This window comes from Endozoicomonas sp. ALD040 (assembly GCF_049275945.1).
Lineage (GTDB): Bacteria > Pseudomonadota > Gammaproteobacteria > Pseudomonadales > Endozoicomonadaceae > Endozoicomonas_A.
Genome location: NZ_CP184829.1, coordinates 1,666,468 through 1,692,837, shown reverse-complemented (window position 1 = coordinate 1,692,837; position 26,370 = coordinate 1,666,468). Strand labels below are relative to the sequence as shown.

Below are 26,370 nucleotides of genomic sequence, written 5' to 3'. Positions count from 1 at the left end.
AAACAAATATCACATTTATCGGGCTCCGACGTTAATTCAGTGCTGATGGGGAGAGGGGGGTGATTAAGATTAATGGCATCCACAATTAGAACCTTCATGTTATTAAAGTAAGTTATACGAATTAGACAAAAAAAAAGTAGATAGTTCAGTTTTGTGGCTAAAAAGTTTTTTGTGGCTAAATAATCACGCATTGCAAAACCCAGGGGATAAAAACACCTGAAAGCTGTTTTTACAGGATGATGCAGAGCCCTTCTTGTGTTCCCCTGCTTCTCTCGGCCTCGTTAAGGGCTTCCACGCACTCGGTATGGCCCATCCTGGTTGCGATGGACAGCGGGGTGGTGCCATCCGGCAAGGCGGCGTTGATATCTGCCCCGGCCCGGATCAGGCGTTTCAAACATTCGGTATGGCCTCCCTCAGCGGCTACGAACAGCGCAGTGGTGCCGTATTCAGTCCGGGCGTTGAGATCCGGCCCTTTCTCTAGCAGGAGTTGCACGCAGTCGATCCTGCCTTTAAGGGCAGCGGCGTAAAGTGGAGTGACGCCATTCAACAAGGCGGTGTTGGGATTCACCCCTCTGTCGAGCAGGAGTTTCACGCAGCCGCCAGAGCCCTGCTGGGCTGCCATGGTCAGCGGGGTGGCGCCATCCGAAGTCCGGGGGGGGGTGAGATTTGCCCCGTCGTCGATCAGGAGTTTCGCAATTTCGGTGTGATTTTTTTGTGCAGCGAAGAACAGCGGGGTGACGCCATTCTCATTCCGGGCGCTGATATCCGCCCCGTAGATGAGCAAGAGGTTCACGCATTCGATATTGCCTTTCTGTGCTGCGATGTGCAGCGGGGTCATGCCACAGGACAAGACGGCGTTGGGATTCGCCCCGGCGATGAGCAAGAGTCGCACGGAGTCGTTAGAGCCCTGCTGGACTGCCATGGACAGCGGGGTGTAGCCATCCGTAGTCCGGGGGGAATCGAGTTTCGCCCCCTTATTGATCAGGAGTTTCAAAATATCGGTGTGATTTTGTTGTGCAGCGAAGAACAGCGGGGTAACGCCATCCTCAGCCATAGCGGCGTTGATGTCCGCCCCTTGGTTAATCAGGACTTCGGCGAGGGTTGTATGCCCCTCACCGGATGCCATCAACAAGGCATTGAAATCACCCTTCATAACGGCATCGACATAGACTCCTTCTGCCAGTGACTTCGTCACCTGATTCAAGTCCCCGTGAAGACAGACATCATAAAACCTCTTATCGGGGAAAAACTTATCCGGGTAAGATTTGCCGGTTTTCATATTCAACACAGGGAACGGCTTTCCTCGGCAATACGCGCAGCTGCGTGAGCCTATGGGCATACCATAAAATAGCCTCGTAAGACATTTCAGATGGAAGAGATGGCCACAGTGGGTTTTACATTCGGGGTCGTCTTCCACAGGCGTGACATCTCGACCACGGAACTCAACGAAACAAATATTACATTCATCGGCCTCCGAAGTTACTTCAGTGCTCATGGTGAGAGCAGAAAGACTAATTGTATTCATAAGTAAAACCCCCGTGTAATTTAATGAGTTATACAAATTTAGACACTAAAAAGTACGATAGTTCAGTTTTATGGCCATTGAGTTTGCTGTGGCTAAATCATCACGCATTGCAAAACTCAGGGGATGAAAACACCTGAAAGCCGTGTGTACAGGATGACGCAGAGCCCTTCTACTGTTCCCCAACTTGTCTCGGCCTCGTTAAGGGCTTCCACGCACTCGGTATGGCCCATCCTGGTTGCGACGGACAGCGGGGTGGTGCCATCCGGCAAGGCGGCGTTGATATCTGCCCCAGCCCCGATCAGGCGTTTCAAACATTCGGTATGGCCTCCCCTGGCAGCTACGAACAGCGCAGTGGTGCCGTATTCAGTCCGGGCGTCGAGATCCGGCCCTTTCTCTAGCAGGAGTTGCAAGCAGTTGATCTTGCCTTTAAGGGCTGCGGCGCACAGCGGAGTGACGCCATTCAACGAGGCGGTGTTGGGATTCACCCCTTTGTCGAGCAGGAGTTTTACGCAGCCGCCAGAGCCCTCTTGGGCTGCGATGGCCAGCGGGGTGGCGCCATCCGAAGTCCGGGGGGTGTTGAGATTTGCCCCGTTGTCGATCAGGAGTTTCGCAATTTCGGTGAGATTTTTTTCTGCAGCGAAGAACAGCGGGGTGGCGCCATCCTCATTCCGGGCGTTGACATCCGCTTTGGCGAGGAGCAAGAGTCTCACGGAGTCGGTAGAGCCCTTCAGGACTGCAATGCTGAGCAGGGTGTAGCCAGACGACAAGACGACGTTGGGATTCGCCCCGGCGATGAGCAAGAATCTTACTGGGTCGATAGAGCCCACCTGGGTCGCTATGGACAGCGGGGTGTGGCCAGCATTAGTCTCGGGGATGTCGAGCTTCGCCTCCTTACTGATCAGCAGGTTCACAATGTCGGTGTGATTGTTTTGAGCAGCGAAGAACAGCGGTGTAACGCCTGTTTCAGCCATAGCGGCGTTGACGTCCGCCCCGTTGTTAATCAGGACCTTGGCTAATTCTGTGTGCCCCTCAGTGGATGCAATCAACAAGGGATTGAAACCATGACTCATAACGGCGTCGACATAGACTCCTGCTGCCAGTGACTTCTTCACCCCATCCACATTCCCATTCCAGCAGGCACGTAAAAATACCTGGTCGGGGAAAAACTCGTCCGGGTAAGATTTACCGGTTTCCGTATCCAACACAGGGAACGGGTTTCCTCGGCAATACGCGCAGCTGCGTGAGCCTATGGGCTTATGAACAGATAGCATCGTAAGACAGTCCAGATGGAAGATGTGGCCGCAGTGGCTTTCACATTTAGGGTTGTGTTGCGCAGGCGTCACATCGCGGCCATGGAACTCACCGAAACAAATATCACATTTATGTGCCTCCGACGTTAATTCAGTGGTGATGGGGAGAGGGAGGTGATTAAGATCAATGGCATCCATAAGTAGAACCTCCATGATATTCAAGTAAGTTATACAAATTAGACACAAAAAAAGTACGATAGTTCAGTTTTATGGCTATAAAGCTTTTTGTGGCTAAATAATCACGCATTGCAAAACTCAGGGGATGAAAACACCTGAAAGCTGTTTTTACAGGATGATGCAGAGCCCTTCTTCTGTTCCCCTGCTTCTCTCGGCCTCGTTAAGGGCTTCCACGCACTCGGTATGGCCCATCCTGGTTGCGATGGACAGCGGGGTGGTGCCATCCGGCAAGGCAGCGTTGATATCTGCCCCGGCCTGGATCAGGCGTTTCAAACATTCGGTATGGCCTCCCTCAGCGGCTACGAACAGCGCAGTGGCGCCGTATTTAGTCCGGGCGTTGAGATCCGGCCCTTTCTCTAGCAGGAGTTGCACGCAGTCGATCCTGCCTTTAAGGGCTGCGGCGAAAAGCGGAGTGACGCCATTCAACAAGGCGGTGTTGGGATTCACCCCTCTGTCGAGCAGGAGTTTCACGCAGCCGCCAGAGCCCTGCTGGGCTGCCAAGGCCAGTGGGGTGGCGCCATCCGAAGTCCGGGGGGGGTTGAGATTTGCCCCGGCGTTGATCAGGAGTTTCGCAATTTCGGTGAGATTGTTTTGTGCAGCGAAGAACAGCGGGGTGACGCCATCCTCATTCCGGGCGTTGACATCCGCTTTGGCGAGGAGCAAGAGTCTCACGGAGTCGGTAGAGCCCTTCTTGACTGCAATGTTGAGCAGGGTGCAGCCAGACGACAAGACGACGTTGGGATTCGCCTCGGCGATGAGCAAGAATCTCACTGAGTCGATAGAGCCCACCTGGGTCGCTATGGACAGCGGGGTGTGGCCATCCTTAGTCTCGGGGATGTCGAGCTTCGCCCCGTTATTGATCAACAGTCTCACAATGTCGGTGCGATTGTATAGCGCAGCGGAGAACAGCGGTGTAACGCCTGTCTCAGCCATAGCGGCGTTGACGTCCGCCCCGTTGTTAATCAGGACTTTGGCTAATTCTGTGTGCCCCTCAGCGGATGCAATCAACAAGGGATTGAGACCATTACCCACAACGGCGTCGACATAGACTCCTGCTGCCAGTGACTTCTTCACCTGATCCACATTCCCAGTCAAGCAGGCAGTTAAAAACACCCGGTCGGGGAAAAACTCTTCCGGGTAAGATTTACCGGTTTCCGTATCCAACACAGGGAACGGCTTTCCTCGGCAATACCCGCAGCTGCGTGAGCCTATGGGCTTATGAACAGATAGCATCGTAAGACAGTCCAGATGGAAGATGTGGCCGCAGTGGCTTTTACATTTAGGGTTGTGTTGCGCAGGCGCCACATCGCGGCCATGGAACTCACCGAAACAAATATCACATTTATGTGCCTCCGACGTTGATTCAGTGGTGATGGGGAGTGGGGGGTGATTAAGATCAATGGCATCCATAAGTAGAGCCTCCATGATATTCAAGTAAGTTATACAAATTAGACACAAAAAAAGTACGATAGTTCAGTTTTATGGCTGTTGAGTTTGCTGCGGCTAAATCATCACGCATTTCAGAACTCGGGAGATGGAAACACCTGAAAGCTGTGTTTACTGGAGAACACCGCGCCTTTCTTTTGCTTCCTGGCTTTTCCCGGTCGCGATAAGGACTTTTACGCAGTCGGTATTGCCCATTCTGGTTGCGATGGACAGCGGGGTGGAGCCATTCCTGGTCCGGGCGTTGAGATCCGCACCGGCATTGATCAGGCGTTTCACGCAGTCGGTATTGCCTTTCAGGGCTGCGATGTACAGCGGGGTGATGCCAATCGACGAAGCATCGTTGGGATCCAGCCCGGCGTTGAGCAGGAGTTCCACGCAGTCGGTATTGCCTCTCAGGGCTGCGATGTACAGCAGGGTCATGCCACTGGACAAGGCTGCGTTGATATCCGCCCCGGCGTAGATCAGGAGTCTCGCGCACTCGGTGCAGCCCTCCTGGACTGCGATGGCCAGCGGGGTGGCGCCATCCGAAGTCCGGGGGGTGTTGAGATCCGCCCCGGCACCGATCAGGAGTCTCGTAATGTCAATGTCATTGTTTTTTGCAGCGAAGAACAGCGCGGTAACGCCATCCTCAGCCCGAGCGGCGTTGACACACGCCCCGTGTCTAATCAGGAGTTCGGCGAGGTCTGTGACCCCCTCACTGGATGCAATCATCAAGGCTGTGAAACCAGCATTCATAACGGCATTGATATAGACTCCTTCTGCCAGCAGCTTCTGCACCTGTTGCAAATCCCCGGAACAACAGGCACTACGAAACATCTGATCGGGGAAAAATTTATCCGGGTAAGATTTACCGGTGTTTATATTCAACAACGGGATCGGATTTTGTCGGCAAAGCTTGCAGCGGCGTGAGCCTATGGGCTCATCAACAAATTGCCCCGTAATGCAGTCCAGATGGAAGTAGTGGCCACAGTGGGTTTGACATTTGGGGTTGAGGTTCACAGGCGCCACATTGCGGCCATGGAACTCACCGTGACAAATAGAACAGACATCGGCTTCCGACGTCAATTCAACGCCCATGGAGAGAGGGGAGGGAGCAATAGCATCCATAAGTAGAGTTTTCGTGTTATTTAATGAGTTATACAAACCAGACATAAAAAAATTACGATGGTTCAGCTATATGGCTATATCAAAAACTCGGAAAATGAGAACACCTGAGAGCCGTGTTTACCGGATAACATAACGCCTTTCTTTTGTTCCCTTCCTTGCCTATGTTCCCTGCCTTGCCCCAGCGTTGATCAGGAGTTTTTCGCAGTCGGTATTGTCATTCTGCGCAGCGATGGACAGTGGGGTGCTGCCATCCTTAGTCCTGGCCTTGATGTCAGCCCCGGCTTCGATCAGGGCTTTCACGCAGTCGGTATTGCCCATCTCGGCTGCGATTAACAGTGGGGTGGCGCCATCCGGCAAGGTGGTGTCGAGATTCGCCCCGGCTTCGATCAGGAGTTTCAGGCACTCGGTATGGCCATTCTCTGCAGCGATGGACAGCGGGGTGGCACCATCCGACAAGACAGTGTTGATATCCGCCCCGGCATTGATCAGGCGTTTCAGGCAGTCAGTATTGCCATTCTGTGCTGCCATGAACAGTGGGGTGGCACCATCCTCAGCCTGCGCTTTGACATCCGCCCCGGCTTCGATCAGGGCTTTCACGCAGTCGCTATGGCCCATCTCGGCTGCGATGAACAGCGGGGTGGCGCCAGCCTCAGTCCGGGCGTTGAGATCCGCCCCGGCTTCGATCAGGATTTGCATGCAGTGGGTGCTATTTTCCTGGGCGGCGATGAACAGCGCAGTGATGCCACCCTCAGTCCGGGCGTTGAGATCTGCCTTGGCTTCGATCAGGATTTTCATGCAGTCTGCGTTATTTTTCAGGGCAGTGATGTACAGCGGGGTTGCACCATTTTTAGTTTGTATGTTTGGATTCGCACCGGCTTTGGTCAGGAGTTCCACGCAGTCGGTGTGATTTTCCCGGGCAGCGAATAACAGTGCAGTGGCACCCACCTCACAGGTGGCGTTGAGATTCGCCCCGGCGTTGATCAGGCGTTCGACGATAGTTTCGTACCCCCCGTCGGATGCCATCATCAAGGCAGTGTAATCATCATGCTTTACGGCATTGACATTGACGCCTTCTGCCAGTGATCTCACTACCTGATCGAAATCCCCGTCATAACAGGCATCATAAAACGCCTGATCGGGGAAAAATGTATCCGGGTGTGATTCACCGGTGTTCAGATCCAGCAGAGGCATCGGGTCTTGCCGACACATCGCGCATCGACGTGAGCCAATGGGCTGATCAACAAAACACTTCGAAATACAGTCCAGATCGAAGTGATGGCCACAACAACGGGTTTTGAGGACCACAGGCGCTGCTTTACGGCCATGAAAACCAGTCAAACAAATAGGGCATTTGTCGACCCCCGACGGTTCGACAGGATTCCCGGGGGCCGAGGTGCGAGCAACGCTATCCATAAATAGAGCATCGTGTGCCAGTCAATAAGTGCTTAAGGTTGGATACAAAAACAGTTAAATAGTTCAGTTCTATGGCTATAAAGTTTGCTGTGGCTAACTAAATAATCACCTGTTTCAAAAACTCCGAAGATGAGAACACCTGAGAGCCGTGTTTACCGGATAACTAACGCTTTTGTTTTGTTCCCTGCCCTGCCCCGGCGTTGATCAGGAGTTTCTCGCAGTCGGTATTGCCCATCACGGTTGCAATGGCCAGTGGGGTGGTGCCATCCGACAAGGCAGCGTTGATATCTACCTCGGCCCTGATCAGGAGTTTCATACACTCGCTATTGCCTTTGCGGGCTGCGATGAACAGCGGGGTCGCACCATCCTCAGTCCTTCGGGCGTCGAGATCGGCCCCGGCGTTGATCAGGAGTTCCACGCAGTCGGTATTGTCTTGTGCAACAGCGGCGTGCAGCGGGGTGGCGCCATTCTTGATCCGGGCGTTGAGATCCGCCCCGGCTTCGATCAGAATTTTCAGGCAGTCGACGTTATTGTTCAGGGCAGCGATGAACAACGGGGTGGCGTCATCCTTGGTTCGGGGGTTGAGACCTGCCTTGGCGTCGGCCAGGAGTTTCACGCAGTCGGGGTGATTTTCCTGGGCAGCGATGAACAGCGCGGTGGCGCCATCCTTATTCTGGGCGTTGAGGTCCGCCCCGGCGTTGATCAGGAGTTTCGCGCAGTCGGTATTGCCTTTCTGGGCTGCGATGTATAGCGGAGTAGAACCATCTTTGATGCGGGCGTTGAGGTCCGCCCCGGCTTCGATCAGGAGTTTTACGCATTCGCTATGGCCTCCTGCAGCAGCGCTGAACAGCGGAGTGCAGCCACTCGACAAGATGACGTTGGGATCCGCTCCGTCGTTGATCAGGAGTTTCAAGCTGTCGATGTGATTTTCTTGTGCAGCGATGAACAGCGGGGTGACGCCATGCTTATTTCGCGCGTTGAGATCCGCCTTGGCTTCGATCAGGGTTTTCACACAGTCGCTATGACCTCTCGCAGCAGCAATGATTAGCGGGGTGCTGTCATCCTTGTTCCGGGCGTCGGGGTCTGCCTTGGCTTTGAGCAGGGCTTTTACGCAAGTGGTATGGCCTTTCGCAGCAGCGATGAACAGCGGGGTGGTGCCATCCTCAGTCCGGACGTCAGGCTCTGCCCCGGCGTCGAGCAGGAGTTTCACGCACTCGGTGTGATTTTTTTGTACCGCAATGAAAAGCGGGGTGACGCCATCCTCAGTCTTGGCGTTGAGATCCGCCTTGGCTTCGATCAGGGCTTTCACGCAGGCGGTATTGCCCATCTCGGCCGCAATGTAGAGCGGGTTGGCACCATCCTTGAAGCGGGCATTGAGATTCGCCCCGGCCTTGATCAGGAGTTTCAAACAGTCGATTTGATTTTCCTGTGCCGCAATGAAAAGCGCAGTGATGTCACCATCCTTAGTCCTGGCATTGAGATCTGCCTTGGCTTCGATCAGGGCTTCCACGCAGTCGGGATGGCCTTTCGCAGTAGCAACGATCAGTGGGGTGAAGTCATCCTTAGCCCTGGCGTTGAGGTCTGCCTTGGCTTCGATCAGGGCTTTCACGCAATCGGTATGGCCATTCGCAGCAGCGATGAACAGTGGGCCGGTGCCATCTTCATTACGAGTGTTGATATCGACCCCGGCGTTGAGCAGGGCTTTCACGCAAGCGGTATGGCCATTCGCAGCAGCGATGACAAGCGGGGTGCTGCCATCCTTAGTCCTGGCGTTGAGGTCCGCCTTGGCTTCGATCAGGAGTTTCACGCATTCGGCGTGATTTTCCTGTGCAGCCATGAGCAGCGGGGTGGCGCCACCCTTGGTCCGGGCATTGAGATCCGCCCCGCCTTCGATCAGGAGTTTCATGCACTCGGTATTGCCCATCTCGGCTGCGATGAGCAGCGGGGTGGTGCCATCCGGCAGGGCAGCGTCAAGATTTGCCCCGGCTTCGATCAGGAGTTTCACGCAGTCGATATTGCCCATCTCGACTGCCATGAGCAGCGGAGAGGTGCCATCCAGCAGGGCGGCGTCAAGATCTGCCCCGGCTTCAATCAGGAGTTTCACGCACTCGGTATTGCCCATCTCGACTGCCATGAGCAGCGGGGTGTTACCATCTTTAGTTCGGACGTTGAGGTCTGCCTTGGCTTCGATCAGGAGTTTCAGGCATTCGGTATTGCCGTTCTGGGCTGCCAGAAGCAGCGGGGTAGCACCATCCTTAGTCCCGGCGTTGAGATCCGCCCCCGCTTTGATGAGGGCTTTCACGCACTCGGTATTGCCTTTCGAAGCAGCGATGAGCAGCGGGGTGGCGCCCTGCCTGGACTGGGTGTCGAGATTCGCCTTGGCTTCGATCAGAGCTTTCACGGACTCGGTATTGCCTTTCGAAGCAGCGATGAACAGCGCGGTGGCACCATGGGAAGTTCGGGCGTTGCTATCCGCCTTGGCTTCGAGCAGTCTTTTCAGGCAGGCAGTGTTATTTTTTTGTGCAGCTATGATCACTGCGGTAAGACCGCTCTTAGCGACGGCGTTGAGATTGGCTCCGGCGTTGATCAGGCATTCGACGATCGCCATATGCCCACTCATGGATGCCATCATCAAGGCAGTGAAATCATCATACGCAATGTAATGGACATTGACATTGATTCCTCCTGCCAGAGTTCTTTCCACCTGATCCAAATCCCCTTCAAAACAGGCACGAAAAAACGTCGGATCAGGGAAAAACGTATCCCGGTGAGACTCCCCGGTGTTCAGATTCAACACAGGCATCGGGTCTTGTCGGCACATTGCGCACCGCCGTGAGCCGATGGGCTGATCGACAAAACACTTCGAAATACAGTCCAGATCGAAGAGGTGGCCACAACATCGGGTTTTGACCACCACGGGCGCTACAACACGACCATGAAAATGGGTCAAACAAATAGGACAGGGATGTGCCTCCTCTGGTACTTCACTATCCCCGGGGACAGGGGGGTGAGCAATGCCGTCCATAAGTAGAACATCTATATCAGTCAATAAGCAATGCAGTTTGGACACAGGAAAAATATGATAGTTCAATCGGGTAGTTATTAAATTTGCAGTAGGCAGATAATCACCTATTTCAACAACCCGCAAGATAGGAACCCCTTAGAGCTGTGTTTACTGAGCAAAACAACGTCTTTCATTTGTTTCCTTCTCTGCCTCTGTTCCGAACTCTGCCCCGGCGTTGGTCAGGAGCTTCACGCAATCGGTATTGCCCATCTTGGTTGCGATGCCAAGTGGGGTGGTGCCATCCGGCAGGGCTGCGTTGAGATTCGCCCCGGCCCTGATCAGGAGTTTCACGCAGTCGGTGTTGCCCAACCCGGCTGCAATGTATAGCGAGGTGACACCATCCTCGACCCGGGCATTGAGATTCGCCCCGGCGTTGATCAGGAGTTTCACGCAGTCGCTATTGCCCTCCTGAGCTGCGATGAACAGCGGGGTTGCGCCATCGTTGATCCTGGCGGCGTTGAGATCTGCCCCGGCGTTGATCAGGAGTTTCACGCAGTCGCTATTGCCCTCCTGAGATGCGATGAACAGCGGGGTTGCGCCATCGTTGATCCTGGCGGCGTTGAGATCTGCCCCGGCGTTGATCAGGAGTTTCACGCAGTCGGTATTGCCGTTCTGGGCTGCCATGAACAGAGGGGTGGCAGCATCCGTAATCCTGGCGGCGTTGACACCCGCCCCGGCGTTGATCAGGATTCTCAGGCAGTCAGTATTGCCGTTCTGGGCTGCCGTGAACAGAGGGGTGGCACCATACGTAATCGTGGCGGCGTTTTGATCTGCCCCGGCTTCGATCAGGATTATCAGGCAGTCGGTATTGCCGTTCTGGGCAGCGATGAACGCAGGGTTGGCACCACTCTTGGTCACGGCGTTGATATCTGCCTCGGCTGCAATCAGGATTTTCAGGCTGTCGATGTTATTTTTTTGGGCAGCGATAAACACCGGGGTAACGCCATCCTCAGTCTGGACGTTGAGATCCGCCCCGGCGTCGATCAGGAGTTTCATGCAGACGTTATTGCCCCTTTGGGCTGCGATGAAGAGCGGGGTAGCGCCACCCTTAGTCAGGGCGTTGAGATCCGCCCCGGCGTCGATCAGGAGTTTCAGGCATTCGGTATTACCTCGCGCAGCAGCGGCGAAGAGCGGGGAGGCGCCATCCTCAGTCTGGGCGTTGAGATCCACCCCGGCTTCGATCAGGATTTTCAGGCTGTCGATGTTATTTTGTTGAGCAGCCATGAATAGCGGGGTGGCTCCGCCGCCAGTCCGGGCGTTGAGATTCGCCCCTGCGTTGATCAGGCTTTTCACGCAGAGGGTATTACCACAATCAGCAGCGATGATCAGTGCGGTGGCATTATTCGAAAGGGTATTGGCAGTGTCGGGGTTCGCCCCAGCGTTGATCAGGTGTTCGACGACTTCCGTATGCCCCCAGAGGGATGCCAATATCAAGGCAGTGAAGCCACCAATCATAACAGCATTGACATTGACTCCTTCTGCCAGTGACCTCTCCACCTGTTCCAGATCCCCGTTAAAACAGGCAAGATAAAACGTCTGATCGGGGAAGAATGTATCCGGGTGAGATTCACTGGTGTTCTGATTCACCACAGGCATCGGGTTTTGCCGACACATCGCGCACCGGCGTGCGCCGATGGGCTGATCAACAAAGCACATCGAAAGACAGTCCAGATCGAAGCGTTGACCACAACATTGGGTTTTAACGATCACAGGCGCTCCACTTCGGTCATGGAAGTTAGCCAAACAAATAGGACAGTGATCGGCCTTGAGTGTCCATGGGGAAAGGGCAACGAACAATGCCGCATATAAGTAGAACATCTGTGTTGGTCAATAAGCAGTGTGGGTTGGATGCAAAAAAGCATGTTAGTTCATTTATTCGGCTATCAAAGTTTGCTGTGGCCAGATAATCACCTGCTTCAAAAACTCAGGAGATGGGAACACCTGAAAGGTGTATTTACTGGAGAGCACAAGATCTTTCTTTTGTTTCTCTGACCGCCACTGTTTCCTACTTTGCCCCGGCCTCGGTCAGGAGTTTCAGGCACTCGGTATGGTCATTCTGAGCTGCGATGAACAGAGGGGTAGCACCAGTCGTAATCCTGGCGGCGTTGAGATCCGCTCCGGCTTCGATCAGGATTTTCAGGCAGCCGGTATTGCCATTCTGCGCTGCCATGTACAGCGGGGTGGCGCCATCTTTATTCCGGGCGTTGATGTCCGCCCCGGCGTTGATCAGGAGTTTCAGGCAGTCGGTATTGCCTAACGCAGCAGCAACGTGCAGCGCTGTGATGCCTTTCCTGGACCGGGCGTTGATATCTGCCCCGGCGTTGATGAAGAGTTTCACGCACTCGATGCTATTACGCAGGGTGGCGATGTACAGCGGGGTGGTGCCATCCCTGATCCTGAAAGCGTTGAGATCCGCTCTGGCATTGATCAGTATTTTAACGCAGTCGGTGTTATTTTCTTGTGTAGCAATGAACAACGGGGTGGCGCCATGCTCAGTTTGCGCGTTGATATCCGCCCTGGCGTTGATCAGGAGTTTCACACAGTCGGTATGGCCTTTCGCAGCAGCAACGTGCAGCGGCGTGGCGCCAGACCTGGTCCGGGCGTTGATATCTGCCCCGGCGTTGATCAGGCGTTTCACGCACTCGGTATTACCGAACTCAGCAGCGATGAACAGAGCGGTGGCACCATTAGAACGGGCAGCGTCGTGGTTTGCTCCCGTGTTGATCAGGCGTACGACGACATCCGTATGTCCACTGTGGCATGCTAACATCAAGGCTGTGAAATCATCAGTCCTAAAGGCATTGACATTGACTCCTTCTGCCAGTGAACTCTCTACCTGATCCAGATCCCCGTTAAAACAGGCAAGATAAAACGTCTGATCGGGGAAGAATGTATCCGGGTGAGATTCACTGGTGTTCTGATTCACCACAGGCATCGGGTTTTGCCGACACATCGCGCATCGGCGTGCGCCGATGGGCTGATCAACAAAGCACATCGAAAGGCAGTCCAGATCGAAGCGGTGACCACAACATTGGGTTTTAACGACCACAGGCGCTCCACTTCGGTCATGGAAGTTAGCCAAACAAATGGGACAGTGATCGGCCTTCAGTGCCCATGGGGTGAGGGTAGCGAGCAATGCCACATATAAGTAGAACATCTGTGTTGGTCAATAAGCAGTGTGGGTTGGATGCAAAAAAGCATGTTATACCAATCGTACTTTCTAAATCCCGTGATGAGCATGGAGATTTGAGCCTTAAGACAAGGCGGCGTGAGGAGTCATAGCCTTAGCTATGGCGACGATCGCAAACGCAGGATTAAGGCTCAAATCTTCAGCGCAATAGGGAGTTAGAAAGTTCGATTGGTATTAGTTCATTTATCTGGCTATCAAAGTTTGCTGTGGCCAGATAATCACCTATTTCAAAAACTCAGAAGATCGGAACACCTGAAAGTTTTGTTTACTCGATAGCACAAGGCCTCTCTTGTTTTCCTCTCCTTATCTTGCCCCGGCGTTGGTCAGGAGTTCCACGCAGTTGGTATTGCCCATCTCGGTTGCGATGGCAAGTGGGGTGGTGCCATTCGACAAGGCGGCGTTGATATCTGCCTCGGCCCTGATCAGGAGTTTCAGACCCTCGGTATTACCCTCCTCAGCGGCGATTAAAAGCGGAGTCGCACCATCCTCAGTCCTTCGGGCGTCGAGATCGGCCCCGGCGTTGACCAAGCGTTCCACGGAGTCGCTATTGCCCATCTCGGCTGCAATGAATAGGGGGGTTCTGCCATCCTCAGTCCTGGCGTCGAGATCTGCCTCAGCTTCGATCAGGAGTTTCAGGGAGTCTATGTTATTTTCCTTGGCAGCGATTAACAGCGGGGTGGCGCCAACCTTAGTCCGGATGTTGAGGTCCGCCCCGGCTTCGATCAGGCGTTTCACACAGTCGGCGTGATTTTCTTGTGCAGCCAAAAACAGCGGGGTGCCGCCATCCTTGGTCTGGGTGTTGAGATCTGCCCCGGCATTGATCAGGAGTTCCACGCAGTCAGTATGGCCATTCGCAGCAGCGATCAGCAGCGGGGTGCAGCCTTCTTTATTCCTGGCGTTGAGGTCAGCCTTGGCTTCGATCAGGGATTCCACACAGTCGGTATTGCCATTCTGGGCTGCGATGTACAGCGGGGTGGCACCATCTGACAAGCTGGCTTCGAGATCCGCCCCAGCGTTGATCAGGAGCTTTACGCAGTCGCTGTAGCCCATCGCAGCAGAGCTGATCAGCGGAGTGCAGCCATTCGACAGTATAGTGTTGGGATCCGCTCCGTCGTTGATCAGGAGTTTCACGCAGTCGATGTGATTTTCCTGTGCAGCGATGAACAGCGGGGTGACGCCCTCCTTATTTTGTGCGTTGAGATCCGCCCCTGCTTCGATCAGAGCTTTCAGGCAGTCGATATGACCTCTCGCAGCAGCAATGATCAGCGGAGTGCTGTCTTCCTTTGCCCTGACGTTGGGGTCTGCCTTGGCTTCGATCAGGGCTTTCAGGCAATCGGTATAGCCTTTTGCAGCAGCGATGTACAGCGGGGTGGTGCCATCGTTAGCTGGGGCGTTGGGATCCGCCCCGGCGTTGCACAGGAGTTTTACGCAGGCGGTGTTATTTTCTTGTATAGCGATGAGCAGCGGGGTAGCGCCATCTTGAGTCAGGGCATTGAGTTTTGCCTTGGCTTCGATCAGGCGTTTCACGCAGTCGGTATTGCCTTTCGCAGCTGCGATGAACAGAGGAGTGGAGCCATCCGACAAGGCGGCGTCAAGATCCGCCCCGGCTTCAATCAGGAGTTTCACGCAGTCAATATTGTTGTTCTGGGCAGCGATGAGCAGCGAGGTGGCGCCATCCTTATTCCGGGCATTGAGATCCGCCCCGGCGTCGATCAGGGCTTTCACGCAGTCGGTATTGCCCATCTCGGCTGCGATGAATAGTGGAGTGAAGCCACCCGACAAGACTGCGTCGAGATCCGCCCCGGCTTCAATCAGGAGTCTCACACAGTCAGTATTGCCATTCTGGGCAGCGATGAGCAGCGAGGTGGCGCCATCCGGCAAGCTGGTGTTGAGATCCGCCCCGGCGTCGATCAGGGCTTTCAAGCAGACGATATTGCCCATCTCGGCTACGATGTACAACGGGGTGGTGCCATCCGGTAAGGCAATGTTGGGATCCGCCCCGGCTTTGATCAGGAGTTTCACGCAGTCGGTGTTATTTTCTATTGCAGCGATGAACAGTGCGGTAGCACCGCTCTCACAGACGGCGTCGAGATTCGCCCCGGCGTTGATCAGGCATTCGGCGACCGCCATATGCCCCCCGATGGATGCCATCATTAAGGGGGTGTAATCATCATTCGTAATGTCATGGGCATTGACATTGACTCCTTCTGCCAGTGACTTCTCCACCACATCCAAATCCCCTTCAAAACAGGCACGAAAAAACGTCAGATCGGGGAAGAATGCATCCGGGTGAGATACACCGGTGTCCAGATTCAACACAGGCATCGGGTCTTGCCGACACATTGCGCACCGTCTTGAGCCGATGGGCTGATCGACAAAACACTTCGAAATACAGTCCAGATCGAAGAGGTGGCCACAACATCCGGTTTTGACGACCACAGGCGTGACACTTCGGCCATGAAAGTAAGTCAAACAAATAGGACACTGATCGGCCTTGACTGTATATGGGGAGAGAGTAGCGAACAACGCCACATATAAGTAGAACATCTGTGTTGGTCAATATGTAATGCGGGTTAGATACAAAAAAAGCATGTTAGTTCATTTATGTGTCAATCAAAGTTTGCTGTGGCTAAACCGGACGGTGAAAGCAAAACTGAGGCAGAGCGCTTGGAGTGGGATACACTCTGTGCATGGAAAGACCAACGCTTTGACTATGGAGAGCAGCGCATGGTTGGTTTTGCCCTCTGGGGTGAGCGACTTTATTGCGTGGTGTACACCGATCGTGGTGAGACGCGACGTATTATTTCCCTTCGAAAAGCTAATAACCGGGAGAAAACTGCTTATGCGAATCAAGACTAAATCCGGTCGGTGGATCCAGATGAACACCGACGAAGAAGAGGCAGCCATCAATGCAGGCATTGCCGCTGATCCTGACACATATGAACTTACTGACGAGGAGTTCAAACAACTACGACCAGTGGGGCGACCCAAGGCCGAACAGACCAAGGAGCGGATTTCTATCCGGCTGTCACCCGAGGTGGTTGAATTTTTCCGCGCCACTGGCAAAGGCTGGCAGACCCGTATGGATGAAGCTTTGCGTGAATATGTGGTCAGGCATTCAGGGTGACAGCTTGCAGTCTCCTCCTGCTTTGGTTTCACCAGATCCCCAGCCAGCCGAAACGCCACTTCTCGGGCTCTGGCAATCAGAAATCGATTCAACTGGCTGACACAGAGTTCTTCCTGATCCTGCTCGGCGTGGAGCAGGGCCAGAAGGCGGGTGTCGAGCTTTACTGAATAGCACAAGGCCTTTCTTGCTTTCCCGTCCTTACCTTGCCCCGGCGTTGGTCAGGAGTTCCACGCAGTCGCTATTGCCCATCTTGGTTGCGATGGACAGCGGGGTAGTGCCATCCGAAGTCCTGGCGGCGTTGAGATCCGCTCCAGCTTCGATCATGAGTGTCACAAAGTCGCTGTTATTCTCTTGTGCAGCGAAGAACAGCGGGGTGGCGCCATCCGAAGTCCGGGGGGTGTTGAGATTCGCCCCGGAGTCGATCAGGAGTTTCCCAATGTCGGTGTTATTTTCTTGTGCAGCGTAGAACAGCGAGGTGGCGCCATCCGTGGCCCGGGCAACATTGACGTCCGCCCCGTCTTTTATCAAACGTTCGACGACGTCTATGTGCCCCTCACTGGATGCTACGATCAGGGCAGTGAAATCATCAGTCATAACGGCGTTGACACAGACTCCTGCTGCCAGTGACCTCTCCACCTGAATCAAATCCCCGTCATAACAGGCATCATAAAACACCTGATCGGGGAAAAATGTATCTGGGTGGGATTCACTGGTCTTCTGATTCACCACAGGCATCGGGCATTCCCGACACATCGCGCATCGGCGTGAGCCGATCGGTTCAAAAATGAATTGTTTCGAAATACAGTCCAGATGGAAGCGGTGGCCACACTGGGTTAGACATTGGGTTTTGACGTCTACTGGCGCCACATCGCGGCCATGGAAATTAGCCAAACAAATAGGACATACATCGGGCTCCGACGTTACGTCAGTTTCCATGGGAAGAAGAGTGCGAGCCATGCCATCCATAAGTAGAACATCTGTGTCAGTCAATAATGCAGTGTTGGTTAGACATAAGAGCAGTACAAAAGTTCAATTGTGTGACTATAAAGTCCGCTGTGGCTAAATAATACCAATCGTGCTTTCTAACTCCCGTGATGAGCATGGAGATTTGAGCCTTAAGACAAGGCGGCGTGAGGAGTCATAGCCTTAGCTATGGCGACGATCGCCAACGCAGGATTAAGGCTCAAATCTTCAGCGCAATAGGGAGTTAGAAAGTTCGATTGGTATAATCACCTGTTTTAAAAACTCGGAAGATGGAAACACCCAGAGGCGGGTTTACCGGTTAACACAACGCCTTTCTTTCCTTCATCGCCTCTGTTCCCTACTCTGCCCCGGCGTTGATCAGGAGTTTCACGCAGTCGGAATTGCCTCTTGCAGCAGCAACGGACAGCGGGGTGGCACGATCCGTAATTCTGGCAGTGTTGAGATCCGCCCCGGCATTGATCAGGAGTTTCACGCAATCGGGATTGCCCACCAGGGCTGCGATAAACAGCGGGGTGGAGCCATCCTCGGCCTGGGCGTTGAGATCTGCCCCTGCGTTGATCAGTATTTTCAGGCAGTCGGTATTGCCCTTCAGGGCTGCGATGAACAGCGAGGTGGCGCCATCCTCAGTCCGGACGCTGATATCTGCCCCGGCATCGAGAAGGAGTTTCACGCAGTCGATGTTGCCCTTCTGGACTGCGATGAATAGAGGAGTGCAGCCATCCGACATGGCGGCGTTAAGATCCGCCCCGGCGTTGATCAGGATTTCCACGCAGTCAGTGTTATTTTCTTGAGCAGCGGTGAGCAACGGTGTGGCGCCATCCAACATGGCGGCGTTGAGATTCGCCTTGGCTTCGATCAGGGCTTTCACGCAGTCGGTATTGCCTTTCCAGGCTGCGATGAGCAGCGGGGTGGAGCCATCATCGGTCTGGGCGTTGAGATCCGCCCCGGCTTCGATCAGGGCTGTCAAGCAGTCGATGTTATTTTCTTGGGCAGCGATGACCAGCGGGGTGGTGCCATCCGACAAGGCGGCGTTGAGATCCGCCCCGGCGTTGACCAGGAGTTTCACGCAGACAATGTTATTTTCCTGGGCAGCAATGAACAGCGATGTGGCGCCACTCGACATGGCGGCGTTGAGATCTGCCTCAGCTTCGATCAGGATTTTTACGCAGTCATCGTTATTATGATGTGCAGCGATGAGCAGCGGGCTGGCGCCATTCGACAAGGCGGCGTCGACGTCCGCCCCGGCTTCTATCAGGCGTTGGACGACAGTCTTGTTCCCGTTTTGGGATGCCAACATCAAAGCAGTGAAGCCACCAACCATAACCGCATTGACATTGACTCCTTCTGCCAGCGACCTCTCTACCTGATTCAGATCCCCGTTTAAACAGGCATTATAAAAAGTCTGATCGGGGAAAAATGTATCCGGGTAAGCTTCACTGGTGTTCTGATTCACCACAGGCATCGGGTTTTGCCGACACATCGCGCACTGGCGTGAGCCGATGGGCTGATCAACAAAGCACATCGAAAGACAGTCCAGATCGAAGCGGTGACCGCAACATTGGGTTTTGACGACCACAGGCGCTTCATGACGGTCATGGAAGTGAGCTAAACAAATAGGACAGGGATCAGCTTCCAGTGTCCATGGGGAGAGGGTAGCGAACAATGCCATATATAAGAAGAACATCTGTGTTGGTTAGTAGTGTGGGTTGGATACAAAAAAAGGAATGGTAGTTCATTTATATGGCTATCAAAGCTTGCTGTGACTAAATAATCACCTGTTTTAAAAAAAAATTCAGAAGATGGGAACACCTGAGAGTCGTTTTTACTGGACAAAGTAACGCCTTTCTTTTGTTGCCTTCACGGCCTTTGTTCCCTACTTTGCTCCAGCCTTGATCAGGGCTTCCATGCAGTCGGTATTGCCCATCGCGGTTGCGATGTAGAGTGGGGTGGCGCCATCTGAAGTCCTGGCGGCGTCGAGATCTGCCCCGGCATTGATCAGGCGTTCTACGCAGTCGGTATCGCCATTCAGGGCTGCGATGAACAGCGGGGTGGCACCATCTGAAGTCCTGGCAGCATTGAGATCCGCTCCGACGTGGATCAGGGTTTCCATGCAATCGGTATGGCCATTCAGGGCTGCAGTGAACAGCGCGGTGGTGCCATCAATAGTCCGGGCGTTGAGATTCGCCCCGGCCTTGATCAGAAGTTTCACGCAGTCGGTGTTATTTTTCTGAACTGCGATGAACAGCGGGGTGGCGCCGTCCGAAGTCCTGGTGGCCTTAAGATCCGCCCCGACCTGGATCAGTATTTCCACGCAATCGGTATGGCCTAGCCAGACTGCGATGAGAAGCGGGGTTGCACCATTCTTATTTCTCGCGTTGAGATCTGCGTTGGCTTCGGTCAGGGCTTTCACGCAGTCGGTATTGCCTCTCAGGGCAGCGACGAATAGCGGGGTTGTACCATTCTCAGTCCTGGCGTTGAGATTCGCCCCGGCGTTGATCAGGAGTTCCACGCATTCGATGTTATTTTCTTGGGCAGCGAAGAACAGCGGTGTGGCGCCATCCAACAAGGCGGCGTTGATATCCGCCCCGGCGTTGATCAGGAGTTTCATGCAGTCGGTATTGCCCTCCTTGGCAGCGATCAACAGTGCGGTGGCACCATTTGAAAAGGTGGCGTTAACATCCGCCCCGGCGTTGATCAGGAGCTTCACGCAATCGATGTTATTCTCCTGGACAGCAAAGAATATTGCGGTGGCTCCACCTGTGGAGGTGGCGTTGAGATTCGCCCCGGCGCTGATCAGGCGTTCAACGATTGCCTCGTGCCCCCCGTCAGATGCCAACATCAAGCCAGTGAAATCATCATGTATAACGGCATTGACATTGACTCCATTTGCCAATGACCTCTCTACCTGATCCAAATCCCCGTCATAACAGGCATCAAAAAACACCTGATCGGGGAAAAATGTATCCGGGTGAGATTCACTGGTGTTCTGATTCACCACCGGCATCGGGTTTTGCCGACACATTGCGCACTGGCGGGAGCCAATGGGCTGATCAACAAAACACTTCGAAATACAGTCCAGATCGAAGAGGTGACCACAGCATTGGGTTTTGACGACCACAGGCGCTTCACTTCGGCCATGGAAGGGAGCCAAACAAATAGGACAGTGATCAGCCTTCAGTGTCCATGGGGAGAGGGTAGCGAACAATGCCACATATAAGTAAAACATCTGTATTGGTCAAGAAGCAGTGTAGGTTTGATACAAAAAAGCATGTTAGTTCATTTGTATGGCTATCAAAGTTCGCTGTGGCCAAACAATTACCTGTTTCAAAAACTCAGAAGATGGGAACACCTGAGAGCCATGTTCACTGGACAACACAAATCCTTTCTTTGGTTGCCTTCATGGTCTTGGTTCCCTATTTTGCTCCAGCCTTGATCAGGACTGCCACGCAGCCGGCATCGCCTTTCAGGAATGCGATGTAAAGTGGGGTGACTGGGGTGATGCCATCCATGGTACTGGCGACATGGGGATCTGCCCCGCCACTGATCAGGATTTCCACGCAATCGGTATGGCCTTGCCAGACTGCGATGAGCAGCGGGGTGGCGCCATCTGAAGCCCGGGGGACGTTGAGATCCACCCCGGCGTTGACCAGGAGTTTCAAGCACTCGGTGTTATTTTCTTGTATAGCGAAGGACAGCGGTGTGGCGCCATCCAACCTGGCGGCGTTGAGATCCGCCCCGGCGTTGATCAGGAGCTGCACGCAGTCGGTATTGCCTTTCGCAGTGGCAGCGAACAGTGGGGTGGCACCATCCGTAATCCTGACGGCGTTGAGATCCGCCCCGGCGTTGATCAGGAGTTTCATGCAGTCGGTATTGCCTTTCGCAGCAGCAGCGAACAGTGGAGTGGAGCCGTTATCGGTCTGGGCGTTGAGGTTCGCCCCGGCGTTGATCAGGAGTTTCACGGAGTCGACGCTATTTTCCTGGACAGCCATGAACAGTGCGGTGACCCCATCCTCAGTTTGTGCGCTGAGATCCACCTTGGCTTCGATCAGGGCTTGCAGGCATTCGATTTTATTTTCTTGTGCCGCAAAGAAGAGCGGGGTGGCGCCATCACTACTCCGGGCGGCGTTAAGGTCCGCCCCGGCCTTGATCAGGCGTTTCATGCATTCGATATTGCCTAGCACAGCAGCGATGAATAGCGGGGTGGCACCATCCTCAGTCCGGGCGTTCACATCCGCCCCGGCGTTGATCAGGAGTTTCAAACAGTCGGTATTACCCTTCAGGGCCGCGACGAACAGCGGGGTGGCGCCACCCGGAGTCCTGGCGATGTTGATATTCGCCCCGGCGTTGATCAGCAGTTTCACGCAGTCGGTATTGCCCTCCTGGACAGCGATGTAAAGCGGGGTGGCGTGATTCTTATTCCGGGCATCGAGATCCGCCCCGGCGTTGATCAGGAGTTTCAAACAGTCGCTATTGCCCTCCTCGGCAGCGACGAAAAGTGGGGTGGCGCCATTCTCATTCCGGGCATTGAGATCTGCCCCGGCGTTGATCAGGAGTTTCAAAATGTCGGTATTACCCTCCTGGGCAGCGACGAAAAGCGGGGTGGCGCCATTCTCATTCCGGGCGTTGAGATCCGCCCCGGCCTCGGTCAGGAGTTTCACGCAGTCGATGTTATTTTGTTGGGCAGCAATAAGCAGGGGGGTGTCGCCATTCTCGGTTCGGGCGTCGAGATTCGCCTTGGCTTTGATCAGGGCTTTCAGGCAGTTGATATTGCCTTTTGCCGCAGCGATGAGCAACGGGCTGGCGCCATCTGAATTCAGGGGAGGGTTGAGATTCGCCCCGGCGTCGATCAGGCGTTGCACGCAGTCGGTATTGCCCACCTGAGCTGCGATGTATAGCGGGGTGGCGCTATCCTTAGTCTGGGCGTCGAGATCCGCCCCGGCCTTGATCAGGATTTCCATGCAGTCGGTATTGCCTTTCTGGGCTGTGATGAAAAGCGGTGCGGAGCCATCTGAAGTCCGGGGGAGGTTCAGATCCGCCCCGGCCTCGATCAGGAGTTTTACGCAGTCGCTGTTGCCCTTCCAGGTTGCGATGAAAAGCGGTGTGGCGCCATCCGAAGTCCTGGCGGCATTGAGATTAGCCCCGGCGTTGATCAGGAGTTTCACGCAGTCTGTATGACCGAACTCAGTAGCGGTTAACAGTGCGGTGGCACCGTTCGTACGGGCAGTGTCGAGGTTCGCCCCAGCGTTTATCAGGCGTTTGACGACATCCGTGTGACCCCTGCTGGATGCTAACATCAGGGCAGTAAAGCCACCAATCATAACGGTATTGACATTGACTCCTTCTGCCAGTGACCTCTCCACCTGATCCAAATCCCCATATATACAGGCACGATAAAACGCCTGATCGGGGAAAAATGCATCCGGGTAAGCTTCACTGGTGTTCTGATTCACCAAAGGCATCGGATCTTGCCGACACATCGCGCAGCGGCGTGAGCCGATGGGCTGTTTAACAAAAGACTTCGAAAGACAGTCCAGATCAAAGAGGTGGCCACAACAATGGGTTTTGACAACCACAGGCGCTAAACTTCGGCCATGGAAGGGAGCCAAACAAATAGGACACTGATCGGCCTTCAGTGTCCATGGGGAGAGAGCGGCGAGTAATGCCAGATATATGTAGAACATTCTGTGCCTGTCGATAACTGCTGCGGCTTGGGTACAGGAAAGGAATGATAGTTCATTTATGTGTCTCTCAACGTTTGCTTTGGTTGAATAATCACTTGTTTCAAAAACTCAGAAGATGGGAACAACCAGGGCCGTGCTTACGGGCCATGTACCAACTCAGTCCGAGACCGACATTACGGCGGCACGGTTGGCGATTGTGGGTCAGTGCGATGAGGATAAAAGACCGCATTTGAATACCTGGCTAAAACGGATGGCCGTAGTACCTAAAGTGGAAAATCCACAAGGAGGCTCACATGAGAAAACAATGGAAGGGAACGCCAGAAAGCAGAGGCCATGAAGCCCGCCTGCGGTGGATTAGAAAAGCAGGTGGCAAGATTGATAAGAACAAAGCAGTAATGAAGATGCTTAAGAAAAGTATTAGAAAATGGAATACTAAACGCACTAAAAAACAACCACATAAATAGCAGCAAAAACATTACCAGCCGATGATTCAGGAATGAGCCAGCCCTAGCATGGCGACAATCTGTTTGGGTTCTCTGGCGAGCAGGTTCAGCAATACACGGGCAGGGCCGTTCGGTTTGCGGTCACCCCGCTCCCAGTGGCGAAGGGTGGGGAGTTTTACACCTACAGCCTGGGCAAACTCTTCCTGAGTCATATCGAGCTGCTGGCGAATGCCTTTGATGTCCAGGGGTGTCACCTCATGGACGATCGCACCTGTATTCTCACCTTTTGTGTAGGTTACGGCCTCTTCAAGGCCCTGGATAATGCTGTTCGCTACGCTTGCCATTTTTTCCATCCTCTTTCGAGTAGAGTGACTAACTGTTTCATGGTGTTGCGGTCTGCCTTTGACAGGTTTTCCTGTTGGTTTTTCCCATAAACCGTGAGCAGGAACAGGGGCATTGATGGATTCTTGTAGAAGTGAATAATCTGCACTCCTCCACTCTTGCCTGATGCACCTCTTCGCCACCGGAGCTTACGGATGCCGCCTGTACCCTTCATGATCTCACCAGCCTCAGGGTTTGCCGCCAGGTAATCAATGATATGGCGGCGTTCCTCACTGGATAGAAGGCTCTCAGCTTCGTCCTGATAGTTTTTCAGCTCAACGACCGTATGCATTAGAATGTAATCCAATGGATTAGTTCAGGCAAAGTATAATGGTTGGTAAGAAAGATGCAGGCCGGTGGTTTTTCGCACTACACCTGACTATTTAATGGCGAACCCTGATAAAGCGTAAAGACTAGCAATTTACAACAAGTCCATATAGTGCCCATATATGGACTTTTTCGTTAATTGGGCTTATCCTTTGACTGATAAATTTTTCATTATTGGAGTCAAGCATGAGCTCATCAACCTCACCTCGCATCACAACGGTATCGGCCTTCAAGAAAAAGCTGGCTTCTATGGATGTATCAGAGCCTGTAGTTGTAACCCAAAATGGGGAACCTTTGTATGTAGTTCAAGATCCTGTCCAGTTTGAGATGCAGCAGGAACAAATGGCTCTACTACGATTGCTATCTTTTGCCGAAAAAGATGTTCAGGCAGGCCGAACCGTATCATCTTCCGACCTTCGGGCTGGATTGAAAGGGCTTATTGATGAAGTTTGAGTATTCACTAGCTTTCCAATGTCAGCTTCATGACAGGTTTTATTATTTAGCTCGACACATCGGACAGGTAGCGGCTCAGGAGCTTCTTGATGGCTTTATTGTTGGATTTGAGAAAAGAGTGAATGGACATCCTGACAGTGCTCCATTGTGTATAGAGGCGGCAGAACTTGGGCTCACAACTTATCACGATTATGTTGATCCAAAACTCCAATTGCGAACAATCTATCGCTTTTCTGAGGCAGAGGGCGTTGTGTACCCATTGTTATTTTTGAGCACAAAACAAAGCATCCGGCAGGCTTTGATTCAATATTGTCTACGCCATTAACACCCTGTTTTATATTTTTTCCAAGAAAAACAATATAGGTACGTGATTTTTATGAAGATTTGTCACGGTTACGGGCCATGTACCTACTGGATAACACAACGCCTTTCTTTTGTTCTCTTCCTGACCTCAGTTCCCTACTTTGCTCCAGCCTTGATCAGGGCCTCCACGCAGTCGGTATTGCCCTTCGCGATTGCAATGGAGAGCGGGGTGGCACCATCTGTAGTCCTCACAGCATTGAGATCCGCCCCGGCGTTGATCAGGAATTTCACGCAGCCGGTATTGCCTTTCGAAGCAGCAAAGTGCAGCGGGGTGGAGCCAGTCTTAGTGTGAGCGTTGAGATCCGCCCCGGCGTTGATCAGGCGTTTCACGCAGTCGGAATTGCCCTTCAGGGCTGCGTTAAACAGCGGGGTGTGGCCATCCTCGCTCTGGGCATTGAGATCCGCCCCGGCGTCGAGAAGGAGTTTCACGCAGTCAGTGTCATTTTCTTGGGCAGCGAACAACAGCGCTGTGGAGCCATCCGACATGGCGGCGTTGAGACTCGCCTTGGCTTTAATCAGGGCTTTCACGCAGTCGGTATGGCCCAATGTAACAGCGATGACCAGCGGGGTGGTGCCATCTGTAGTCCGAGCGGCGTTGAGCTCCGCTCCGGCTTCGATCAGGGCTGTCAGGCAGTCGATGTCATTTTGCTGAGCAGCCATGAACAGCGGGGTGCTGCCATCGGACAAGGCAGCGTTGAAATCCGCCCCGGCGTTGATCAGGAGTTTCATGCAGACGATGTTATTTCTATAGACAGCCATCATCAGCGGTGTGGTGCCACCCGACATGGCGGCGTTGAGATCTGCCTCAGCTTCGATCAGGATTTTTACGCAGTCGTAGTTATTTTGCTGTGCAGCGATGTGCAGCGGGGTGACGCCATTCGACAAGGCGGCGTTGACGTCTGCCCCAGCTTCGATCAGGCGTTCGACGACGTCCCTGTGCCCCCTGCCGGATGCCAGCATCAAGGCAGTGAAACCAGCAGTCATAACGGCATTGACATTGACTCCTTCTGCCAGAGACCTCTCCACCTGATCCAGATCCCCGTTTAAACAGGCAAGATAAAACGTCTGATCGGGGAAAAATGTATCCGGGTGAGATTCACTGGTGTTCTGATTCACCACAGGCATCGGGTTTTGCCGACACATCGCGCACCGGCGTGAGCCGATGGGCTGATTAAAAAAACACCTCGAAATACAGTCCAGATCGAAGCGGTGACCACAACAGTGGGTTTTGACGACCACAGGCGCTGCACTTCGGCCATGGAAGGAAGCCAGACAAATAGGACAGTGATCGGCCTTCAGTGTCAAAGGGGAGAGGGTAGCGAACAGTGCCACACATAAGTAGAACATCTGTGTTGGTCAATAAGCAGTGTGGGTTAGAT

General features: G+C 53.6%; 21 protein-coding genes. 5 read left to right on the top strand and 16 right to left on the bottom strand.

Annotated features, from left to right (window positions below; genetic code table 11):
- Positions 1-229 precede the first annotated feature (229 nt).
- From ACOJUN_RS05375 to ACOJUN_RS05335, 9 genes are all read right to left on the bottom strand, one after another.
- On the bottom strand, positions 230-1,525 hold the full coding sequence (locus ACOJUN_RS05375; RefSeq protein WP_422135640.1) for an ankyrin repeat domain-containing protein: 1,296 nt from the start codon (positions 1,523-1,525) through the stop codon (positions 230-232).
- A 116-nt stretch (positions 1,526-1,641) separates the two neighbouring features.
- Complete coding sequence (locus tag ACOJUN_RS05370) at positions 1,642-2,973, bottom strand: ankyrin repeat domain-containing protein (RefSeq protein WP_422135639.1); 1,332 nt, start codon at positions 2,971-2,973, stop codon at positions 1,642-1,644.
- Positions 2,974-3,120: 147 nt separating this feature from the next.
- Positions 3,121-4,422 carry an ankyrin repeat domain-containing protein gene (locus tag ACOJUN_RS05365; RefSeq protein ID WP_422135638.1) on the bottom strand — a complete coding sequence of 434 codons (1,302 nt, stop codon included), beginning with the start codon at positions 4,420-4,422 and terminating at the stop codon, positions 3,121-3,123.
- 147 nt (positions 4,423-4,569) lie between these two features.
- A complete protein-coding gene (locus ACOJUN_RS05360; protein WP_422135637.1) occupies positions 4,570-5,565 on the bottom strand; it encodes an ankyrin repeat domain-containing protein in 996 nt (331 codons plus the stop codon).
- Positions 5,566-5,724: 159 nt separating this feature from the next.
- Positions 5,725-6,978 (bottom strand): ankyrin repeat domain-containing protein, encoded by a 1,254-nt coding sequence (locus ACOJUN_RS05355; RefSeq protein WP_422135636.1) that lies wholly within the window; start codon positions 6,976-6,978, stop codon positions 5,725-5,727.
- 163 nt (positions 6,979-7,141) lie between these two features.
- Positions 7,142-10,027: an ankyrin repeat domain-containing protein gene (locus tag ACOJUN_RS05350; RefSeq protein WP_422135635.1), complete on the bottom strand. Its 2,886-nt coding sequence runs from the start codon at positions 10,025-10,027 to the stop codon at positions 7,142-7,144.
- A gap of 123 nt (positions 10,028-10,150) precedes the next feature.
- Positions 10,151-11,860 carry an ankyrin repeat domain-containing protein gene (locus ACOJUN_RS05345; protein WP_422135634.1) on the bottom strand — a complete coding sequence of 570 codons (1,710 nt, stop codon included), beginning with the start codon at positions 11,858-11,860 and terminating at the stop codon, positions 10,151-10,153.
- Positions 11,861-12,047: 187 nt separating this feature from the next.
- Entirely contained in the window at positions 12,048-13,199 is a 1,152-nt protein-coding gene (locus ACOJUN_RS05340; protein WP_422135633.1) for an ankyrin repeat domain-containing protein, read from the bottom strand.
- Positions 13,200-13,535: 336 nt separating this feature from the next.
- Positions 13,536-15,779, bottom strand: a complete 2,244-nt coding sequence (locus ACOJUN_RS05335; RefSeq protein WP_422135632.1) for an ankyrin repeat domain-containing protein — start codon at positions 15,777-15,779, stop codon at positions 13,536-13,538.
- 78 nt (positions 15,780-15,857) lie between these two features.
- Here ACOJUN_RS05335 and ACOJUN_RS05330 point away from each other — a divergent pair, with 78 nt between their 5' ends.
- On the top strand, positions 15,858-16,091 hold the full coding sequence (locus ACOJUN_RS05330) for a BrnT family toxin (protein ID WP_422135631.1): 234 nt from the start codon (positions 15,858-15,860) through the stop codon (positions 16,089-16,091).
- A gap of 19 nt (positions 16,092-16,110) precedes the next feature.
- The gene (locus ACOJUN_RS05325; RefSeq protein WP_422135630.1) at positions 16,111-16,359 is read left to right on the top strand and encodes a BrnA antitoxin family protein; all 249 of its coding nucleotides are present in this window, start codon (positions 16,111-16,113) and stop codon (positions 16,357-16,359) included.
- A 198-nt stretch (positions 16,360-16,557) separates the two neighbouring features.
- Here ACOJUN_RS05325 and ACOJUN_RS05320 read toward each other — a convergent pair whose 3' ends face one another.
- The 4 genes from ACOJUN_RS05320 to ACOJUN_RS05305 all read right to left on the bottom strand — a co-directional run bounded on the left by ACOJUN_RS05320 (position 16,558) and on the right by ACOJUN_RS05305 (position 23,024).
- Positions 16,558-17,325, bottom strand: a complete 768-nt coding sequence (locus ACOJUN_RS05320; RefSeq protein ID WP_422135629.1) for an ankyrin repeat domain-containing protein — start codon at positions 17,323-17,325, stop codon at positions 16,558-16,560.
- Positions 17,326-17,680: 355 nt separating this feature from the next.
- Complete coding sequence (locus ACOJUN_RS05315) at positions 17,681-19,027, bottom strand: ankyrin repeat domain-containing protein (protein WP_422135628.1); 1,347 nt, start codon at positions 19,025-19,027, stop codon at positions 17,681-17,683.
- A 189-nt stretch (positions 19,028-19,216) separates the two neighbouring features.
- Positions 19,217-20,569, bottom strand: a complete 1,353-nt coding sequence (locus tag ACOJUN_RS05310) for an ankyrin repeat domain-containing protein (RefSeq protein WP_422135627.1) — start codon at positions 20,567-20,569, stop codon at positions 19,217-19,219.
- Between the two features lie 187 nt (positions 20,570-20,756).
- A complete protein-coding gene (locus ACOJUN_RS05305; protein ID WP_422135626.1) occupies positions 20,757-23,024 on the bottom strand; it encodes an ankyrin repeat domain-containing protein in 2,268 nt (755 codons plus the stop codon).
- 293 nt (positions 23,025-23,317) lie between these two features.
- Between ACOJUN_RS05305 and ACOJUN_RS05300 the strand changes: the two genes are divergently transcribed.
- Positions 23,318-23,488 carry a hypothetical protein gene (locus ACOJUN_RS05300; protein WP_422135625.1) on the top strand — a complete coding sequence of 57 codons (171 nt, stop codon included), beginning with the start codon at positions 23,318-23,320 and terminating at the stop codon, positions 23,486-23,488.
- A 26-nt stretch (positions 23,489-23,514) separates the two neighbouring features.
- On the opposite strand, the gene ACOJUN_RS05295 is transcribed toward ACOJUN_RS05300, so the two are convergent.
- Positions 23,515-23,811, bottom strand: a complete 297-nt coding sequence (locus tag ACOJUN_RS05295) for a helix-turn-helix domain-containing protein (RefSeq protein WP_422135624.1) — start codon at positions 23,809-23,811, stop codon at positions 23,515-23,517.
- On the bottom strand, positions 23,799-24,140 hold the full coding sequence (locus ACOJUN_RS05290; protein WP_422135623.1) for a hypothetical protein: 342 nt from the start codon (positions 24,138-24,140) through the stop codon (positions 23,799-23,801). Before ACOJUN_RS05290 ends, ACOJUN_RS05295 begins: the two co-directional genes overlap by 13 nt.
- A gap of 221 nt (positions 24,141-24,361) precedes the next feature.
- Here ACOJUN_RS05290 and ACOJUN_RS05285 point away from each other — a divergent pair, with 221 nt between their 5' ends.
- The gene (locus ACOJUN_RS05285; protein ID WP_422135622.1) at positions 24,362-24,628 is read left to right on the top strand and encodes a type II toxin-antitoxin system Phd/YefM family antitoxin; all 267 of its coding nucleotides are present in this window, start codon (positions 24,362-24,364) and stop codon (positions 24,626-24,628) included.
- Positions 24,618-24,953, top strand: coding sequence for a hypothetical protein (locus ACOJUN_RS05280; RefSeq protein ID WP_422135621.1), 336 nt, complete (start codon positions 24,618-24,620; stop codon positions 24,951-24,953). Before ACOJUN_RS05285 ends, ACOJUN_RS05280 begins: the two co-directional genes overlap by 11 nt.
- 134 nt (positions 24,954-25,087) lie before the next feature.
- On the opposite strand, the gene ACOJUN_RS05275 is transcribed toward ACOJUN_RS05280, so the two are convergent.
- On the bottom strand, positions 25,088-26,338 hold the full coding sequence (locus ACOJUN_RS05275; RefSeq protein ID WP_422135620.1) for an ankyrin repeat domain-containing protein: 1,251 nt from the start codon (positions 26,336-26,338) through the stop codon (positions 25,088-25,090).
- Positions 26,339-26,370: the final 32 nt, after the last annotated feature.

Bases quoted from the DNA above. Each gene is read 5' to 3' on its own strand.
- ACOJUN_RS05290 (WP_422135623.1), bottom strand. From the start codon at position 24,140: ATGCATACGGTCGTTGAGCTGAAAAACTATCAGGACGAAGCTGAGAGC.
- ACOJUN_RS05370 (WP_422135639.1), bottom strand. From the start codon at position 2,973: ATGGATGCCATTGATCTTAATCACCTCCCTCTCCCCATCACCACTGAA.
- ACOJUN_RS05325 (WP_422135630.1), top strand. From the start codon at position 16,111: ATGAACACCGACGAAGAAGAGGCAGCCATCAATGCAGGCATTGCCGCT.
- ACOJUN_RS05275 (WP_422135620.1), bottom strand. From the start codon at position 26,338: ATGTTCTACTTATGTGTGGCACTGTTCGCTACCCTCTCCCCTTTGACA.
- ACOJUN_RS05360 (WP_422135637.1), bottom strand. From the start codon at position 5,565: ATGGATGCTATTGCTCCCTCCCCTCTCTCCATGGGCGTTGAATTGACG.
- ACOJUN_RS05320 (WP_422135629.1), bottom strand. From the start codon at position 17,325: ATGGATGGCATGGCTCGCACTCTTCTTCCCATGGAAACTGACGTAACG.
- ACOJUN_RS05345 (WP_422135634.1), bottom strand. From the start codon at position 11,860: ATGTTCTACTTATATGCGGCATTGTTCGTTGCCCTTTCCCCATGGACA.
- ACOJUN_RS05280 (WP_422135621.1), top strand. From the start codon at position 24,618: ATGAAGTTTGAGTATTCACTAGCTTTCCAATGTCAGCTTCATGACAGG.
- ACOJUN_RS05305 (WP_422135626.1), bottom strand. From the start codon at position 23,024: ATGTTCTACATATATCTGGCATTACTCGCCGCTCTCTCCCCATGGACA.
- ACOJUN_RS05375 (WP_422135640.1), bottom strand. From the start codon at position 1,525: ATGAATACAATTAGTCTTTCTGCTCTCACCATGAGCACTGAAGTAACT.
- ACOJUN_RS05335 (WP_422135632.1), bottom strand. From the start codon at position 15,779: ATGTTCTACTTATATGTGGCGTTGTTCGCTACTCTCTCCCCATATACA.
- ACOJUN_RS05355 (WP_422135636.1), bottom strand. From the start codon at position 6,978: ATGGATAGCGTTGCTCGCACCTCGGCCCCCGGGAATCCTGTCGAACCG.
- ACOJUN_RS05285 (WP_422135622.1), top strand. From the start codon at position 24,362: ATGAGCTCATCAACCTCACCTCGCATCACAACGGTATCGGCCTTCAAG.
- ACOJUN_RS05300 (WP_422135625.1), top strand. From the start codon at position 23,318: ATGAGAAAACAATGGAAGGGAACGCCAGAAAGCAGAGGCCATGAAGCC.
- ACOJUN_RS05310 (WP_422135627.1), bottom strand. From the start codon at position 20,569: ATGTTTTACTTATATGTGGCATTGTTCGCTACCCTCTCCCCATGGACA.
- ACOJUN_RS05340 (WP_422135633.1), bottom strand. From the start codon at position 13,199: ATGTTCTACTTATATGTGGCATTGCTCGCTACCCTCACCCCATGGGCA.
- ACOJUN_RS05315 (WP_422135628.1), bottom strand. From the start codon at position 19,027: ATGTTCTTCTTATATATGGCATTGTTCGCTACCCTCTCCCCATGGACA.
- ACOJUN_RS05295 (WP_422135624.1), bottom strand. From the start codon at position 23,811: ATGGCAAGCGTAGCGAACAGCATTATCCAGGGCCTTGAAGAGGCCGTA.
- ACOJUN_RS05365 (WP_422135638.1), bottom strand. From the start codon at position 4,422: ATGGATGCCATTGATCTTAATCACCCCCCACTCCCCATCACCACTGAA.